Consider the following 14,532-nt stretch of genomic DNA (forward strand, 5'->3'; position numbering starts at 1 on the left):
GGAACCAACTGAAACCGGAAAGCGCAGTGGCAAGGCAACCATTATCGCACCGCGTGCAGGCGTTTGCCGCAGCTTCCCGGTGGCCCTGAACGTGATGCCGGAGCATCTGCAATGAAGTTTCGCCTGATTCCCGCGCTGTTGATCCTGCTGGTTGTCGTCGTGACGGTGCGGCTTGGTTTCTGGCAGCGCGATCGCGCGCATCAGAAGGAAGCGCTCGAGGCGCGCATCACCCAGTTCGAGAACGCGCCCGCGCTGCCAGTCAGCGCGGCGCCGCTCGCGCTGAAGGACATCGAGTTTCATCGCGTGAAGGCGCGCGGCAGTTTCGTCCCGGACAAGGTCGTGTACCTCGACAATCGTCCGTATAACGATCAGCCGGGCTTTTACGTCGTGATGCCCTTTAAACTCGCCGACGGCGGGTACGTGCTCGTCAATCGCGGCTGGCTGCCGCGTAACCTGAGCAGTCGCGAGGCCATCGCGCCGTACACGACGCCGTCGGGCGAGGTCGAGATCGAAGGTATCGCGCGCGCCGATGCGACGCGCGCGTTCGAGCTCGGAGAGGGCGGCTCGGCCGCGCATCGGCTGATCCGGCAGAATCTCGATGTCGCCGCGTACGCTGCGGAGACCGGGTTGCCGTTGCAAACATTCGTGATCCAGCAAACCGGGGCCGCCAGCGACGGCCTGGTGCGCGACTGGCCCGCGCCGACCACCGGTGTCGAGCGCAACTATGGCTACATGCTGCAATGGTGGGGCATGGCCGCAGCGGCGCTCGGGTTCGGTCTGTATGCGGCCCGCCGCGCGGGCAAAAAAGAACACGCGCCGGGCGCGTGAGGAAGCGAAGGCGCGGCTCGCCGCCGCCCAAACATTGAATGAGGTTCCGTAGTGTCGACTCAAACTCCCCGTTCGCCGGAAGTTGCCAAACCCACCGGCAAACCCGCCGCAGCCAAAGCGATTCCCGGCCAGCCGAACGGACCGGGCTCGCGGCGGCGCGGCCGCTGGGTGCTGCTGCTGCTCGCGGTGATCTGCGCGGCGCCGATCGCGATCTCGTACTTCATCTACTACGTCGTGAAGCCGACCGGCGGCAGCACGAACTACGGCGCGCTGATCGAGCCGCAGCGGCCCATCCCCGACTCGCTCGTGGTCACCGGCGCGGACGGCAAGCCACTGAAGCTCGACTCGCTGCACGGCCGCTGGCTGATGATCTCGGTCGATAGCAGCACGTGCGACAAAGCCTGCGCGACGAAGCTCTACTTCATGCGACAAATCCGCGCAGCTCAGGGCCCGGAACGCGAGCGCGTCGTGGAAGTGTGGCTGCGCACCGATGCAGGCAAGGTCGCCGATGTGATACAAACCGCCTACCCCAACACCGACATGCTGATCGCCGATCCGGCGCAGGTCGCCGCCTGGCTGCCTGCCGACACCGGCACGCGGATCACCGACCACATCTACCTGGTCGATCCGAACGGCAATCTGATGATGCGTTTCCCGAAAGACGCGAATCCGAGCAAGATCAAAGGCGACCTGACCAAGCTGCTCAAATGGTCGACCATCGGCTGATGCCGCAACCTGGGTAAACAAGATGTTCGTATTGCAACTGGGCCTGATCGGCTTGTGTATCGCGTTGTTGCCGCTGTCCTACGTGTGGGTCAAGGCCGACGACAACAAATTCCGCAAGCTGGTCTGGCTCACCACCTTCCTGACACTCGATCTCGTGATGTTCGGCGGCTTCACTCGCCTCACCGATTCGGGCCTCGGCTGCCCGGACTGGCCCGGCTGCTACGGCACGTCGTCGCCGTTCATAGCGCACGCGGCGATCTCCGCCGCCTTTCAGGCGATGCCGAGCGGCCCGGTGAGCATGACGAAGGCCTGGATCGAAATGATCCACCGTTACTTCGCGATGGCGATCGGCGTGCTGATCATCGCGCAGACGATCATCGCGTGGACCGCGCGGATCAAGCGTCGGCCGCTGCATGTGTCGCCGTGGTGGCCGACCTCGCTGTTGCTGCTGATCGTCGTGCAGGGCGCGTTCGGCGCATGGACCGTGACGATGAAACTGCAGCCGATCATCGTGACCACGCATTTGTTGCTCGGCCTCGCGCTGCTCGGCACGCTCGGCTGGCTCGCCGCGCGCTTGACGCCGCTACCCGCCTACGAGCCCGAAACCGCGCGCTGGCGCGTCGCGGCGCTCGCGGGTCTCGCGCTGCTGGTGCTGCAGATCGCGCTCGGCGGCTGGGTCAGCACGAATTACGCGGTGCTCGCGTGCACCGACTTCCCGACCTGCAACGGCCAATGGATCCCGCCGATGGACTTCGCGCACGGCTTCCATCTGTGGCGCTCGCTCGGCATGACCGGCGATGGCGACATGATCACGCAGGACGCGCTGGTCGCGATTCACTGGACGCATCGCACGTTCGCGTTCGTCGTGATCGCCTATCTGATGTGGTTCGCGTTGAAGATGCGCCGCTTCGAGTCGCTGCGGCGACCCGCGAACGGCGTGGTGCTGGTGGTGCTGATCCAGTTCATCACCGGGCTGTCGAATATCGTGCTGCAATGGCCGTTACCGATTGCGGTAGCCCATAACGGCGGGGCCGCGATCCTGCTGCTTCTGCTCGTTATGTTAAACTTTCGGATCGCTTATAGCCGTCCCGGCCACGCCGCGATCCCTGCGCGCGATGCCGCGCCAGCGTGACTCACATGGACAGCACAACACTCTCCCAGACGCCCGGAAGCCGGGTCTCCCAATATCTCGCCCTGACCAAGCCGCGCGTTACGCAGCTTGCGGTATTCTGCGCGGTCATCGGCATGTTCCTGTCGACACCGGGCATGGTGCCGTGGACCGTACTGATCGGCGGAACCGTCGGCATCTGGCTGCTGGCCGGTGCCGCGTTCGCAATCAATTGCCTCGTCGAGCAGCAGATCGACGCGAAAATGCGCCGCACGTCGTGGCGTCCGTCCGCGCGCGGCGAAATCACCACCCCGCAAATCCTGCTGTTCTCGGCCGTGCTCGGCGGCCTCGGCATGTGGACGCTGTACACGTTCGCCAATCCGCTGACCATGTGGCTCACGGTCGCCACGTTCGTCGGCTATGCGGTCATCTATACGCTGTTGCTGAAGCCCGCCACGCCGCAGAACATCGTGATCGGCGGTGCGTCGGGCGCGATGCCGCCGGCACTCGGCTGGGCCGCGGTTACCGGCCACGTGCCAGGCGACGCATGGATTCTGGTGCTGATCATCTTCGTGTGGACGCCGCCGCATTTCTGGGCGCTCGCGCTGTATCGCCGCAAGGACTACGAAAACGCCGGCCTGCCGATGCTACCGAACACGCACGGCGAGAAGTACACGCGTCTGCATATCCTGCTCTACACGGTGATCCTGTTCGCGGTCACGCTGATGCCGTTTATCTCCGGCATGAGCGGTGTCGTGTACCTCGCGTCGGCGGTGCTGCTCGGCGCGGTGTTTCTCGCGTATGCGTGGAAGATCTACCGGGAGTATTCGGACGCTCTTGCGCGCAAGACCTTCCGTTATTCGATCGTCTATCTGTCGCTGCTATTCGCCGCGCTGTTGATCGACCACTACGCGCGCATCGTGATCGGTGCCTGACACCATGCACAAGAACCGCTTCGCGCGCGTGGCGCGCGCCGCTGTGATGGCTTGCGCACTCGGCGCGTCGCTGGGCGGTACGCTGCTCATGGCGGGGTGCGGCAAGCAGCCGCCGGCCTTCTCGAATCTCGACATCACCGGCAATACCCAATTTGCCAGCGATTTCTCGTTGCCCGACGCGTCCGGCAAGATCCGCACGCTTGCCGACTACAAAGGCAAGGTCGTCGTGCTTTTCTTCGGCTATACGCATTGCCCGGACGTCTGCCCGACGACGATGGCCGAACTGTCGCAGGCGTTGCAGCAGCTTGGGCCGGAAGACGCGAAGCGCGTGCAGGTGCTGTTCGTCACCGTCGACCCAGAGCGGGACACCCCGCAATTGCTCGCGCAATACGTGCCGGCATTCAATCCGAGCTTCGTCGGTCTGCGTCCCGCCAGCCAGGAACAGCTCGCCAAGGTCGCGAAAGACTTCCGCGTCTACTACGCGAAGGTGCCGGGCAAGACGCCCGACACCTACACGATGGACCACACGGCCGCGAGCTATGTGTTCGACACGGAAGGCAAGCTGCGTCTGTTCGCGCGCGATGGCCAGGGCGCGACGCCGTGGGTGCATGACATCAAGCTGCTGCTCGATTGACGCGCCTCGCAGGCCGCTGACCCATTTCCACTTCACAACGCGCGCTCAGTCCGGAATCGGCAGATTCAGCCCCGGCGCGAGACGCGTCGTCTTGAACTCCGTCAGCTCGTAGCGCGCGAGTTGTTGCTCGGCGAACGGATCGCTCCGGAGAATCCGCTCGAGCCTGCCATGCGCGATCCGCCTCGCGAGGATGATGCCGCCGTCGCGCTTGCGCTGCGCATATCCATATTCGATCAGGGTATTTCCCAACTTGCCGGCCATATGAAACAATTTAGGGCTTGGCCGACGGCGTACCTTCACGAATCGGGGCGCCGTCCGTTTTCATCCCACTCCGGTATCGATCGGAGCCATCGACTCGAGCAGTCGATCAGCAACAGCGAGAATCACATGCAGCGCAGAAACATCCTCAAAGCCTTCACCGCAGTCGTCGCCGGCGCGGCGATCCTGACCAGCTTCGGCGCTCACGCCGACGACAAGGTGATCAAGGTCGGCACGATCGGCGGCCCGGACGCGCAGATCTGGGAAGTCGTCACCAAGGTCGCGAAGCGCGAAGGCCTGAACGTGAAGGTCGTCGAGTTCAACGACTACATCCAGCCGAACGCCGCGCTCGACGCGGGCGACCTCGATGCAAACAGCTTCCAGCACCAGCCGTACCTCGATAGCCAGATCAAGCAGCGCGGCTACAAGCTCGTCAACGCGGGCCTCACGTACATCTCGCCGCTCGGCGCGTACTCGAAGAAGCTGAAGTCGTTGAAAGACCTGCCGCAGGGCGGGAAGGTCGCCGTGCCGAACGATCCGTCGAACGAGAATCGCGCGATGCTGTTGCTGCAGGCGCAGGGCCTGATCAAGCTGAAGGACGGCGCGGCCACGGGCGGCAACAACGCAACCCCGCTCGACGTCATCGACAATCCGAAGAAAATCAGGTTCGTCGAACTCGACGCCGCGCAGCTGCCGCGCTCGCTCGCCGACGTCGATGCCGCCGTCATCAACACCAACTTCGCGCTGGCCGCAGGCCTGCAGCCGACCCGCGACGCGATCGCGCTCGAAGACATCCACAGCCCGTACGCGAACCTGATCGCCGTGCGCGCGAAGGACAAGGATCAGCCTTGGGTCAAGAAGCTGGTCGCGGCGTATCAGTCGGAAGATGTGCGCCAGTTCATCAAGACGCAGTTCAAAGGTTCGATGGTGCCGTCGTTCTAAGCGACGCGTTCAGTGCGATCGCAATCGCGATCGCATCGCATCGGCAAAGGCCCGCGCCGCACAGGCGCGGGCTTTTTTTTACAGCGCCATCTCCCACCTTTCGATCATCAGTTCCTGGCCGTAGCGCCTCGGAATCTGTCAAGGGACGCAAATTGGTATTAAACAGGTATTGATCGGCGAGGCTTTTTAGATACCACTAGCCAGATAGGGTAAGTCCTGGTCTACAAATTGCATCCGTCTGGACCTTCAAAACCGGCTGTGAGGCATACCCAGAAAGGCTTTTAGGCTGTACAGACCAGCATGGAACCACTCGATTGACTGGTATTATGTTGGTTATATAATGGGCTCTCAATTTTCCAGGCCGTACTGCTCGCGGCGTCCTTGGAGCCCCATGGAAACTCGCTGGTCCGCATTGATGCCTGACGTGCGCAACGTCACGCCGCTCTACCTGCAGCTCGCGCGCAATCTGGCGACTGCAATCCATTGCGGCGTCTGGTCGGCCGGTGAGGCGCTGCCGTCGGAGCGCACGCTGTCCGATGCGATCGGCGTGTCACGTATCACGGCGCGCAAGGCGATCGAGTTGCTGGTCGAGCAGGGTTTGATCCGGCGCTCGCGTGGCGCGGGCAGCTTCATCACGCCGCGCGTCGAGGATCCGCTGTCGCGTCTCACCGGCTTCACGAAGAAGATGCAACAACGCGGTTTCCGGCCGGATTCGGTGTGGCTCGAACGGAACGTGCGCGCCGCCAATCGCGACGAGCTGTTGCACCTCGGCCTGTCGCCGGGCGCGGTCGTCTCGAGCCTGCGGCGGCTGCGGCGCGCGGACGGCATCGTGATGGCGGTCGAGCATTCGGCGTTGCCGGTCGCGATCGTGCCGGACCCGCTCGCGATCGGCGACTCGCTGTACAGCTATCTCGAGCAACGAGGCGCGGCGGTCGTGCGCGCATTGCAGCACTTTCGCGCGGTCAACGCGTCGAGCGAAATCTCCGCACTGATGGACATCGAACCGCGCACCGCGCTGCTGGTCATTACCCGCATCGGCTACAGCGCAGACCAGCGCGCCATCGAACTGACCGACACCTATTGCCGCGACGACTACTACGACTTCGTCGCTGAATTGCGCACCTGAGCTGCGCTGCCCGCGCAGGCTGCAAGTCCGGCGGACGCACATTCGCCGAATACGTATCACGCACCAGAGAAACTCATGCTGACCGGAAACATACTCACCACCGACGGGTGGATCCACGGCACGCTCGAATACGAAAACGGCCGCATCACGGCACTGTCCGGCGAGCGCGTCGATCCGTCGACGAACGACGCGCCGTACATCCTCCCCGGCTTCATCGATCTGCACGTGCATGGCGGTGGCGGCGCCGACGTCATGGAGGCCGGCGACGCGATCGAAACGATCACGCGCACGCATGCGCGCTACGGCACGACGAGTCTGCTCGCGACGACGATGACCGCGCCGCGCGACGAGCTGATGAACGTGGTAGCCGGGCTCGGCAGCGTCACGCGCATGCGCACACCGGGCTGCGCGCGCGTGCTCGGCGTGCATCTGGAAGGGCCGTACATCAACCCCGGCAAGCTCGGCGCGCAGCCGGACGCGGCGGTCTCTGCGGTGATGGACGAGGTGCTCAAGTATCTGTCGATCGCGCCGATCCGCGTCGTCACGCTCGCGCCCGAAATCGCAGGCCACCTGGAGATCATCTCCGAGATGGTGGCGCGCGGCGTGCGCGTGCAGCTCGGCCATTCGCTCGGCACCTACGACGACGCGGTCGCCGCGCTCAAGCACGGCGCGTGCGGCTTCACGCACCTGTTCAACGCGATGTCGCCGATGCATCACCGCAACCCTGGCCTCGTCGGCGCGGCGCTCGCGCACGCCGAATACGCCGAAATCATTCCCGACCTGCTGCACGTGCATCCGGGTGCGATCCGCGCCGCGCTGCGCGCGATTCCGCGTCTGTACGTGGTGACGGACAGCACCTCGGCCACCGGCATGCCCGACGGCGAATATCGCCTGGGCAGCCAGCATGTGACCAAGTGCCTCGGCGGTGTGCGTCTCGCCGACGGCACGCTCGCGGGCAGCACGCTGACGATGGATCAGGCGCTGCGCAATCTTGTTTCGATCGGCCTGCCGATCGCCGACGTCTCACACCGTTTGTCGCGCTACGCCGCCGACTATCTCGGCATCGAGGATCGCGGCCGCATCGCGCGCGGTGCGTGGGCCGACGTAGTCGTGTTCGATCGCGAGCTGGCGCTGAGCGCGACCTACGTCGAAGGAGAAGCCATTGTCGAATATGCTTAAGGAAGCGCTCGCGTCCGCCGCAACGGTCGCCGAGCAGCTCAAGGACACCTCGCGCGTCGCGGCGCTCGCCGCGAAGCTCGCGCAACAGCCGCGCCATGTCGCGCTGACCGTCGCCCGCGGCAGTTCGGACCATGCCGCCAGTTACTTCGCATCCCTCACTATGAGCCGCCTCGGTGTACCGGTGGCATCGCTGCCGATGTCGGTCGCGACGCTGCAGCAGGCGCCGTTGCAGGTGCGCGATCAGCTTGCGCTCGCGTTCTCGCAATCGGGCAAGAGCCCCGACCTCGTCGGGACGATGAACGCGCTGCGCGCGGCCGGTGCGCTGACGGTCGCCGCGGTGAACGCACCGACCTCGCCGCTCGCCGACGCGTGCGAGTGGCATCTGCCGCTCGTTGCGGGTCCCGAGCTGAGCGTCGCGGCGACCAAGAGCTATATCGCGATGCTGTCGATCTCCGCGCAACTGGTCGCGCATTGGCAGAACGACGCTGAGCTGCTCGGCGCGCTGAGTGCGCTTCCCGATGCGCTCGAACGCGCAGGCCGGCTCGACTGGTCGGTGGCCGTGGGCGAGTTGCGCGGCATCGAGCGGATGATCGTGATCGGCCGCGGCCTTGGCCTCGCGATCGCGCAGGAAGCCGCACTGAAGCTGAAGGAAACGTCCGGTATCCAGGCCGAAGCGTTTTCGAGCGCGGAAGTGCGGCATGGTCCGATGGAACTGATCGACCGCGACTATCCGCTACTCGTGTTCGCGCCGCGTGGACCCGAGCAGGCAGGTCTGTTGCAACTCGCGCACGACATGCGCGCGCGCGGTGCGCGCGTGCTGCTCGCGGCGCCGGACGACGTCGCGCAAGCCTCGCTGCCGCTCGTCGCCACCGCACACGCGGCACTCGATCCGATCGCCGCCATCCTGTCCTTTTACGTGATGGCTGCAGATCTTGCCGCCGCGCGCGGGCGCAATCCCGATGCGCCGCGCCATCTCAACAAAGTCACCGAAACTCATTGACGAGAATGACGATGCGACGTGTCGAGAAGTCCAATCTGATGAGCCATTCCGAAGATCACATTGTTTTGTTCGCACCCCTGACCGGTCCGGTCGTGCCGCTCGCGAACGTGCCGGACCCGGTGTTTTCGGGTGGCATGTTCGGCGACGGCATCGGCATCGACCCGCTCGAGGGCCGGCTCGTCGCGCCATGCGACGGCGTCGTCATGCATCTCGCGCGCACCGGCCACGCGGTGACGCTCGAAAGCGCCGAGGGCGCGCAGATTCTGCTGCACGTCGGTATCGACACGGTCGGGCTGAACGGCAAGGGCTTCGCGCCGATGGTCGAGCAGGGCGCGCAGGTGCGCGCCGGCGACGTGCTGATCGAGTTCGACCAGGATCAGATCGCGTTGAACGCGCCGAGCCTCGTGTCGGTGATCGCGATTGCGAATTCGGATGCGTTCGAGGTGATCGAGCGCGCGCCGGCCGGTCTGGTGAAGACGGGCGAATCACCGCTGCTGGTGCTGCGCGCGCGTGACGGCGTCAGCAAGGACGCGGTGCGCGAGGCGAGCGCCGCGCAGGTCATGGACGAAGCGCGCCAGCAGATCACGTTGACGCACGCGGGCGGCCTGCATGCGCGGCCGGCGGCGCGGGCACGCGAAGCGGCGCGCGGCTTCGACGCGCGCGTCGAGGTGCGCTACGACGGGCGCAAGGCGTCGATCGAAAGCGTGGTGGGTCTGCTGGGATTGGGCGCCGGCGAAGGCGCGAGCGTCGAGCTGCTCGGTGTCGGTCCGCAGGCCCAGGCGGCGGTCGATGCGATCGCGAACGAGCTGACGCGCGAAGCGCACGGCGAAGTCGAGCAGAAGCCAGCGCGACCGGCGACAGTACCGGCCCCCGTCGTTGCAGCGCCCGCAGCTAGCGAGCCGCTCGCGCCGAATACGCTCGCGGGCGTGTGCGCGGCCCCGGGCGTCGCGGTCGGCAAGCTGGTGCGCTGGGACGACGCGGACCTCGATCCGCCACAGCAGGCGAGCGGCACGTCGGCGGCGGAGAGCCGTCTGCTCGACAAGGCGATCGCGATAGTCGATGCCGATCTCGACACGATCGTGCGCGACGCGTCGCAACGCGGCGCGGTCGGCGAGGCGGGGATTTTCGCGGTGCATCGCGTGCTGCTCGAAGATCCGACGCTGCTCGACGCCGCGCGCGATCTGATCAGCCTCGGCAAGAGCGCTGGTTTCGCGTGGCGCGAGGCGATCCGTGAGCAAATCGAAATCCTGAGTAAGGTGGAGGACACGCTGCTCGCCGAACGCGCCGCCGATCTGCGCGACATCGAAAAGCGCGTGCAGCGCGCGCTCGGCTATACGAGCAGCGCAGCGCGCTCGCTGCCGGACGAGGCGGTGCTCGCGGCGGACGAATTCACGCCGTCGGATCTGTCGTCGCTCGATCGTACGCGCGTGACCGCGCTCGTGATGGCGCGCGGTGGCGCGACCTCGCATGCGGCGATCCTCGCGCGCCAGGCGGGCATTCCGGCGCTGGTCGCGGTCGGCGACGCGTTGCATGCAATTCCCGACGGCACTGAGGTGGTGGTGAACGCGAGCACCGGCCGCCTCGAATTCGCGCCGACCGAACTCGACGTCGAACGCGCGCGCCGCGAACGCAGCCGCATCGCCGACGTGCGCGAAGCGAATCGCCGCACGTCGCAGCAGGCAGCGGCGACCTCCGACGGCCGCGCGATCGAAGTGGCCGCCAACATCGCTACGCTCGACGACGCGACGGCCGCCGTCGACAACGGCGCCGACGCGGTCGGCCTGCTGCGTACCGAGTTGCTGTTCATGCATCGCCCGGCTGCGCCGAGCGTGGACGAGCATCGTCAGAGCTATCAGGCGATCGTCGACGCGTTGCGCGGCCGCACCGCGATCATCCGCACGCTCGACGTCGGCGCGGACAAGGAAGTCGATTATCTGACGCTGCCTCCTGAGCCCAACCCCGCGCTCGGCCTGCGCGGCGTGCGCCTCGCGCAGGTGCGCCCCGATCTGCTCGACGATCAGTTGCGCGGCCTGCTCGCCGTGCGTCCGCTCGGCGCGGTGCGCATCCTGCTGCCGATGGTCACCGATGCGGGCGAGCTCGTGCGCATTCGCAAGCGTATCGACGAGCTTGCTCGCGAAGCCGGTAGCACGGAGCCGATCGAAGTGGGCGTGATGATCGAAGTGCCATCGGCTGCCTTGCTCGCCGACCAGCTCGCGCAGCACGCCGATTTCCTGTCGATCGGCACCAACGACCTGACGCAATACACGCTCGCGATGGACCGCTGCCAGCCCGATCTCGCGGCGCAAGCGGACGGCCTGCATCCGGCGGTGCTGCGCCTGATCGCGGCGACCGTCGAAGGTGCGGCGAAGCATGGCAAATGGGTCGGCGTGTGCGGCGCACTCGCTGGCGACCCGCTCGCGATGCCGCTGCTCGTCGGGCTCGGCGTGACCGAGCTGTCGGTGGACCCGGTGTCGGTGCCGGGCATCAAGGCACGCGTGCGCAGGCTCGACTATCAGTTGTGCCGCCAGCGCGCCCGCGACGCGCTCGCGCTCGACTCTGCCCAGGCAGTCAGGGCCGAGAGCCGCGCCACGTGGCCGCTCGATTAAGGATCAACGAACTGGAGAACCCGCATGCCGTGCGCCCGGCAGCACGTCTGCCTTCGCGCGCGCAGCGATTCGCCACCTAGCTGCACCACTCAACCAAGACGTACCCCTACGAGACAAAATTGGAGATACCGATGGATGGAAATCCGTTTCTGAAGATTCAGCGCCTGGGACGCGCGCTGATGCTGCCGATCGCCGTGCTACCGGTCGCCGGTCTGCTGCTGCGGCTCGGCCAGCCCGACGTATTCAACATCAAGATGATCGCCGATGCGGGCGGCGCGATCTTCGACAACCTGCCGCTCCTCTTTGCGATCGGCGTGGCGGTCGGTTTTGCGAAAGACAATAACGGCGTCGCGGGTCTCGCCGGCGCGATCGGTTATCTGGTGCAGATCGCGGTGATGAAGGACATCAACGACAAGCTCAACATGGGCGTGCTGTCGGGGATCATCGCGGGGATCGTCGCGGGGCTGCTGTACAACCGCTACAAGGACATCAAGCTGCCCGACTACCTGGCGTTCTTCGGCGGCAAACGCTTCGTGCCGATCGTGACAGGCGTGGTCTGCGTGGTGCTAGGCATCCTCTTCGGGCATGTGTGGGCACCGGTGCAGAGCGCGATCGACGTGGCCGGTCACTGGCTGACGACGGCCGGCGCGCTCGGCGCCTTCGTGTTCGGCGTGCTGAACCGGCTGCTGCTCGTCACGGGCCTGCATCACATCCTCAACTCGCTGACGTGGTTCGTGTTCGGCACGTTCACGCCGGCGGGCGGCGCGCCGGTCACAGGCGACCTGCACCGCTTCTTCGCCGGTGATCCGACCGCGGGCACTTTCATGACCGGCTTCTTCCCGGTGATGATGTTCGGCCTGCCGGCCGCGTGTCTCGCGATGTATCACGAGGCGCCGAAGGAGCGTCGCGCGATGGTGTTCGGCCTGCTGTTTTCGATGGCGCTCACGTCGTTCCTGACCGGTGTGACCGAGCCGATCGAGTTCAGCTTCATGTTCCTCGCACCGGTGCTGTATGCGATCCACGCGCTGCTGACGGGGCTGTCGCTCGCGATCTGCTCGGCGCTCGGCATTCACCTCGGCTTCACGTTCTCGGCGGGCTTCATCGACTACGTGCTGAACTTCGGTCTGTCGACGAAGGGCTGGTGGGCGATTCCGGTCGGCATCGTGTACTCGGTCGTGTACTACGGTCTGTTCCGCTTCTTCATCCGCAAGTTCAACATGGCGACGCCGGGCCGCGAGCCCGCCGCTGCCGACGAACAGGTCGAGTCGTTCGCGGCGGGCGGTTTCGTCGCGCCGACAGCCGGTGCGGCCGTGCCGCGGGCGCTGCGTTATATCGCAGCGCTCGGTGGTGCGGCGAATCTGTCGGTCGTGGATGCTTGCACGACGCGTCTGCGTCTGTCGGTCGTCGACGCGGGCAAGGTCTCCGAGAGCGAGCTGAAGTCGATCGGCGCGCGCGGCGTGCTAAAGCGCGGCACGAACGACGTGCAGGTGATCATCGGACCGGAGGCGGACATCATCGCCGACGAAATGCGTACGGCGATCGCGCAGGGCGGCGACGGCGCGATGAAGGCGGCGGGTGCTGCTGCTGTTGTGTCGGCGCCGACTGCTGCCACGCCGGTCGCGCAGAACGCTCTACAGGCTCACGACGCGCGAGGCGGTCCGCTCGATCCCGATCCGCTGCGCTGGCTCGCCGTGCTCGGCGGCGCGGGCAACGTGGTGTCGCTCGATGCGGTCGCGGCGACACGTTTGCGAGTGGTCGTGCGCGATCCGGCGGCGGTCGATCGTCAACGCCTCGCTTCGCTCGACACCGCCTGGGTGTCGGCGAACACGTTTCATATCGTCGTCGGCGAGGCCGCGCAGCGCTATGCGCAGAAGCTGGCCGAGCACCTGTCGTCGCAAGGCGGCGGCGCGGATACGGCGCCGGTGCCGGCGTGATCGATTGACGGCGCAAGGCGGCCATCACGTAGCCATTGCAGGACGGCAATAAAAAAGCGGCACCTTGGGACAAGGTGCCGCTTGTTGAAGCGTCGTGCCGGTCAATACATCGAATGATGGTTTTCCTCGATCGCTGAGGCGGTTACCTTGCCGCGCATCACGCGATACACCCAGCCCGTATAGAGCAGGATGATCGGCAGGAACACGATCACCGCGAACAGCATGATCTCGAGCGTCATGCGGCTCGACGTCGAATCCCACATCGTCAGGCTGCTGCGGCCGTCGAGCGACGAAGGCATGATGAATGGGAACATCGAGAAGCCCGTGGTCAGAATTACGCCGATGACCATCAGCGATGTCGACAGAAACGCCGTCGCCTCGAAGCGCGAACGCGCGAGCAGCACCGCGAGCACACCGCCGACCAGAGCCGCGAGCGGCGCGATCACCATCCACGGATAGAGCGCGTAGTTGGTTAGCCACAAACCCGGCGCGCCGATCACGGTCTTCATCAACGGATTGGAGACCGCGTCGAGCGGGGGCATGTCGACGATCTGATAGCCGCCGATCATCGTCGCGACGAGCGCGCCCGCGACGAGGAACAGCACCACCGCGCACAGCGCCGCGAGCCGCAGCGCTTTCGATGCACGCTCATAGACCACGCCATCCGTCTTCCACTTGACGAATGCGGCGCCATGCGCGGCCAGCATCGACACGCTGACGAGACCCGTCAGCAGCGCGAACGGATTGAGCAGGCCGAAGAAGCTGCCGTGATAGGTGACGCGCAGATCGGTATCGATCGAGAACGGCACACCTTGCAGCAGATTGCCGAACGCGACGCCGATCACCAGCGCCGGCACGAAACCGCCAATGAAAAGGCCCCAGTCCCACGCGTTGCGCCAGCGCGGATCCTCGCGCTTGCCGCGATAGTCGAAGCCGACCGGGCGGAAGAACAGCGCGAACAGCACGAGCAGCATCGCGAAGTAGAAGCCCGAGAATGATGCCGCGTAGGCGAGCGGCCACGCCGCGAACATCGCGGCGGCCGCGGTCACGAACCAGACCTGGTTGCCTTCCCATGTCGCGCCGACCGTGTTCACGACGATGCGGCGCTCCGAGTCGTTCCTGGCGATGAACGGCAGCAGGATCGCCGCGCCCATGTCGAAGCCGTCGGTGAGCGCGAAGGCGATCAGCAGTACACCTATCAAAAACCACCAGATCAGTCTGAGAGCGGCGTAGTCCATATGGGTTATTCCTCTGAA

At 65.7% G+C, this 14,532-nt stretch carries 12 protein-coding genes and 1 pseudogene; 11 read left to right on the top strand and 2 right to left on the bottom strand.

Features of this window, described 5'->3' with window-relative positions; translation table 11 throughout:
* The first annotated feature begins 111 nt into the window (after positions 1 to 111).
* Genes L0U81_RS01715 through L0U81_RS01735 form a run of 5 tightly spaced genes read left to right on the top strand, consistent with a single transcriptional unit; the run spans position 112 to position 4,231 of the window.
* Positions 112 to 828 carry an SURF1 family protein gene (locus L0U81_RS01715; protein WP_233799871.1) on the top strand — a complete coding sequence of 239 codons (717 nt, stop codon included), beginning with the start codon at positions 112 to 114 and terminating at the stop codon, positions 826 to 828.
* Between the two features lie 51 nt (positions 829 to 879).
* On the top strand, positions 880 to 1,554 hold the full coding sequence (locus L0U81_RS01720) for an SCO family protein (RefSeq protein WP_233799872.1): 675 nt from the start codon (positions 880 to 882) through the stop codon (positions 1,552 to 1,554).
* Positions 1,555 to 1,576: 22 nt separating this feature from the next.
* Complete coding sequence (locus L0U81_RS01725) at positions 1,577 to 2,686, top strand: COX15/CtaA family protein (protein WP_233799873.1); 1,110 nt, start codon at positions 1,577 to 1,579, stop codon at positions 2,684 to 2,686.
* 5 nt (positions 2,687 to 2,691) lie between these two features.
* Complete coding sequence (cyoE, locus tag L0U81_RS01730; protein WP_233799874.1) at positions 2,692 to 3,597, top strand: heme o synthase; 906 nt, start codon at positions 2,692 to 2,694, stop codon at positions 3,595 to 3,597.
* Between the two features lie 4 nt (positions 3,598 to 3,601).
* Positions 3,602 to 4,231, top strand: a complete 630-nt coding sequence (locus tag L0U81_RS01735) for an SCO family protein (protein ID WP_233799875.1) — start codon at positions 3,602 to 3,604, stop codon at positions 4,229 to 4,231.
* 45 nt (positions 4,232 to 4,276) lie between these two features.
* On the opposite strand, the pseudogene L0U81_RS01740 reads toward L0U81_RS01735, so the two are convergent.
* A pseudogene (locus L0U81_RS01740) lies at positions 4,277 to 4,438 on the bottom strand (YciI family protein); the annotation flags it as partial.
* 180 nt (positions 4,439 to 4,618) lie between these two features.
* Between L0U81_RS01740 and L0U81_RS01745 the strand changes: the two are divergent.
* The 6 genes from L0U81_RS01745 to nagE all read left to right on the top strand — a co-directional run bounded on the left by L0U81_RS01745 (position 4,619) and on the right by nagE (position 13,276).
* On the top strand, positions 4,619 to 5,431 hold the full coding sequence (locus L0U81_RS01745; protein ID WP_233799876.1) for a MetQ/NlpA family ABC transporter substrate-binding protein: 813 nt from the start codon (positions 4,619 to 4,621) through the stop codon (positions 5,429 to 5,431).
* Between the two features lie 391 nt (positions 5,432 to 5,822).
* The gene (locus L0U81_RS01750) at positions 5,823 to 6,557 is read left to right on the top strand and encodes a GntR family transcriptional regulator (protein ID WP_233799877.1); all 735 of its coding nucleotides are present in this window, start codon (positions 5,823 to 5,825) and stop codon (positions 6,555 to 6,557) included.
* 75 nt (positions 6,558 to 6,632) lie between these two features.
* Complete coding sequence (gene nagA / locus L0U81_RS01755) at positions 6,633 to 7,736, top strand: N-acetylglucosamine-6-phosphate deacetylase (protein WP_233799878.1); 1,104 nt, start codon at positions 6,633 to 6,635, stop codon at positions 7,734 to 7,736.
* Entirely contained in the window at positions 7,720 to 8,736 is a 1,017-nt protein-coding gene (locus L0U81_RS01760) for an SIS domain-containing protein (protein ID WP_233799879.1), read from the top strand. Before nagA ends, L0U81_RS01760 begins: the two co-directional genes overlap by 17 nt.
* A 38-nt stretch (positions 8,737 to 8,774) precedes the next feature.
* On the top strand, positions 8,775 to 11,342 hold the full coding sequence (ptsP, locus tag L0U81_RS01765; RefSeq protein ID WP_233799880.1) for a phosphoenolpyruvate--protein phosphotransferase: 2,568 nt from the start codon (positions 8,775 to 8,777) through the stop codon (positions 11,340 to 11,342).
* 131 nt (positions 11,343 to 11,473) lie between these two features.
* The gene (gene nagE, locus L0U81_RS01770; protein WP_233799881.1) at positions 11,474 to 13,276 is read left to right on the top strand and encodes an N-acetylglucosamine-specific PTS transporter subunit IIBC; all 1,803 of its coding nucleotides are present in this window, start codon (positions 11,474 to 11,476) and stop codon (positions 13,274 to 13,276) included.
* A 101-nt stretch (positions 13,277 to 13,377) separates the two neighbouring features.
* On the opposite strand, the gene cydB is transcribed toward nagE, so the two are convergent.
* Entirely contained in the window at positions 13,378 to 14,514 is a 1,137-nt protein-coding gene (cydB, locus tag L0U81_RS01775) for a cytochrome d ubiquinol oxidase subunit II (RefSeq protein WP_233799882.1), read from the bottom strand.
* Positions 14,515 to 14,532: the final 18 nt, after the last annotated feature.

The organism is Paraburkholderia sp. HP33-1, assembly GCF_021390595.1.
Lineage (GTDB): Bacteria > Pseudomonadota > Gammaproteobacteria > Burkholderiales > Burkholderiaceae > Paraburkholderia.

Excerpts from the sequence above, each read along its gene's own strand:
- L0U81_RS01715 (WP_233799871.1), top strand. The coding sequence starts at position 112 with ATGAAGTTTCGCCTGATTCCCGCGCTGTTGATCCTGCTGGTTGTCGTC.
- cydB (WP_233799882.1), bottom strand. The coding sequence starts at position 14,514 with ATGGACTACGCCGCTCTCAGACTGATCTGGTGGTTTTTGATAGGTGTA.
- nagA (WP_233799878.1), top strand. The coding sequence starts at position 6,633 with ATGCTGACCGGAAACATACTCACCACCGACGGGTGGATCCACGGCACG.
- nagE (WP_233799881.1), top strand. The coding sequence starts at position 11,474 with ATGGATGGAAATCCGTTTCTGAAGATTCAGCGCCTGGGACGCGCGCTG.
- L0U81_RS01725 (WP_233799873.1), top strand. The coding sequence starts at position 1,577 with ATGTTCGTATTGCAACTGGGCCTGATCGGCTTGTGTATCGCGTTGTTG.
- L0U81_RS01745 (WP_233799876.1), top strand. The coding sequence starts at position 4,619 with ATGCAGCGCAGAAACATCCTCAAAGCCTTCACCGCAGTCGTCGCCGGC.
- L0U81_RS01750 (WP_233799877.1), top strand. The coding sequence starts at position 5,823 with ATGGAAACTCGCTGGTCCGCATTGATGCCTGACGTGCGCAACGTCACG.
- L0U81_RS01735 (WP_233799875.1), top strand. The coding sequence starts at position 3,602 with ATGCACAAGAACCGCTTCGCGCGCGTGGCGCGCGCCGCTGTGATGGCT.
- cyoE (WP_233799874.1), top strand. The coding sequence starts at position 2,692 with ATGGACAGCACAACACTCTCCCAGACGCCCGGAAGCCGGGTCTCCCAA.
- ptsP (WP_233799880.1), top strand. The coding sequence starts at position 8,775 with ATGAGCCATTCCGAAGATCACATTGTTTTGTTCGCACCCCTGACCGGT.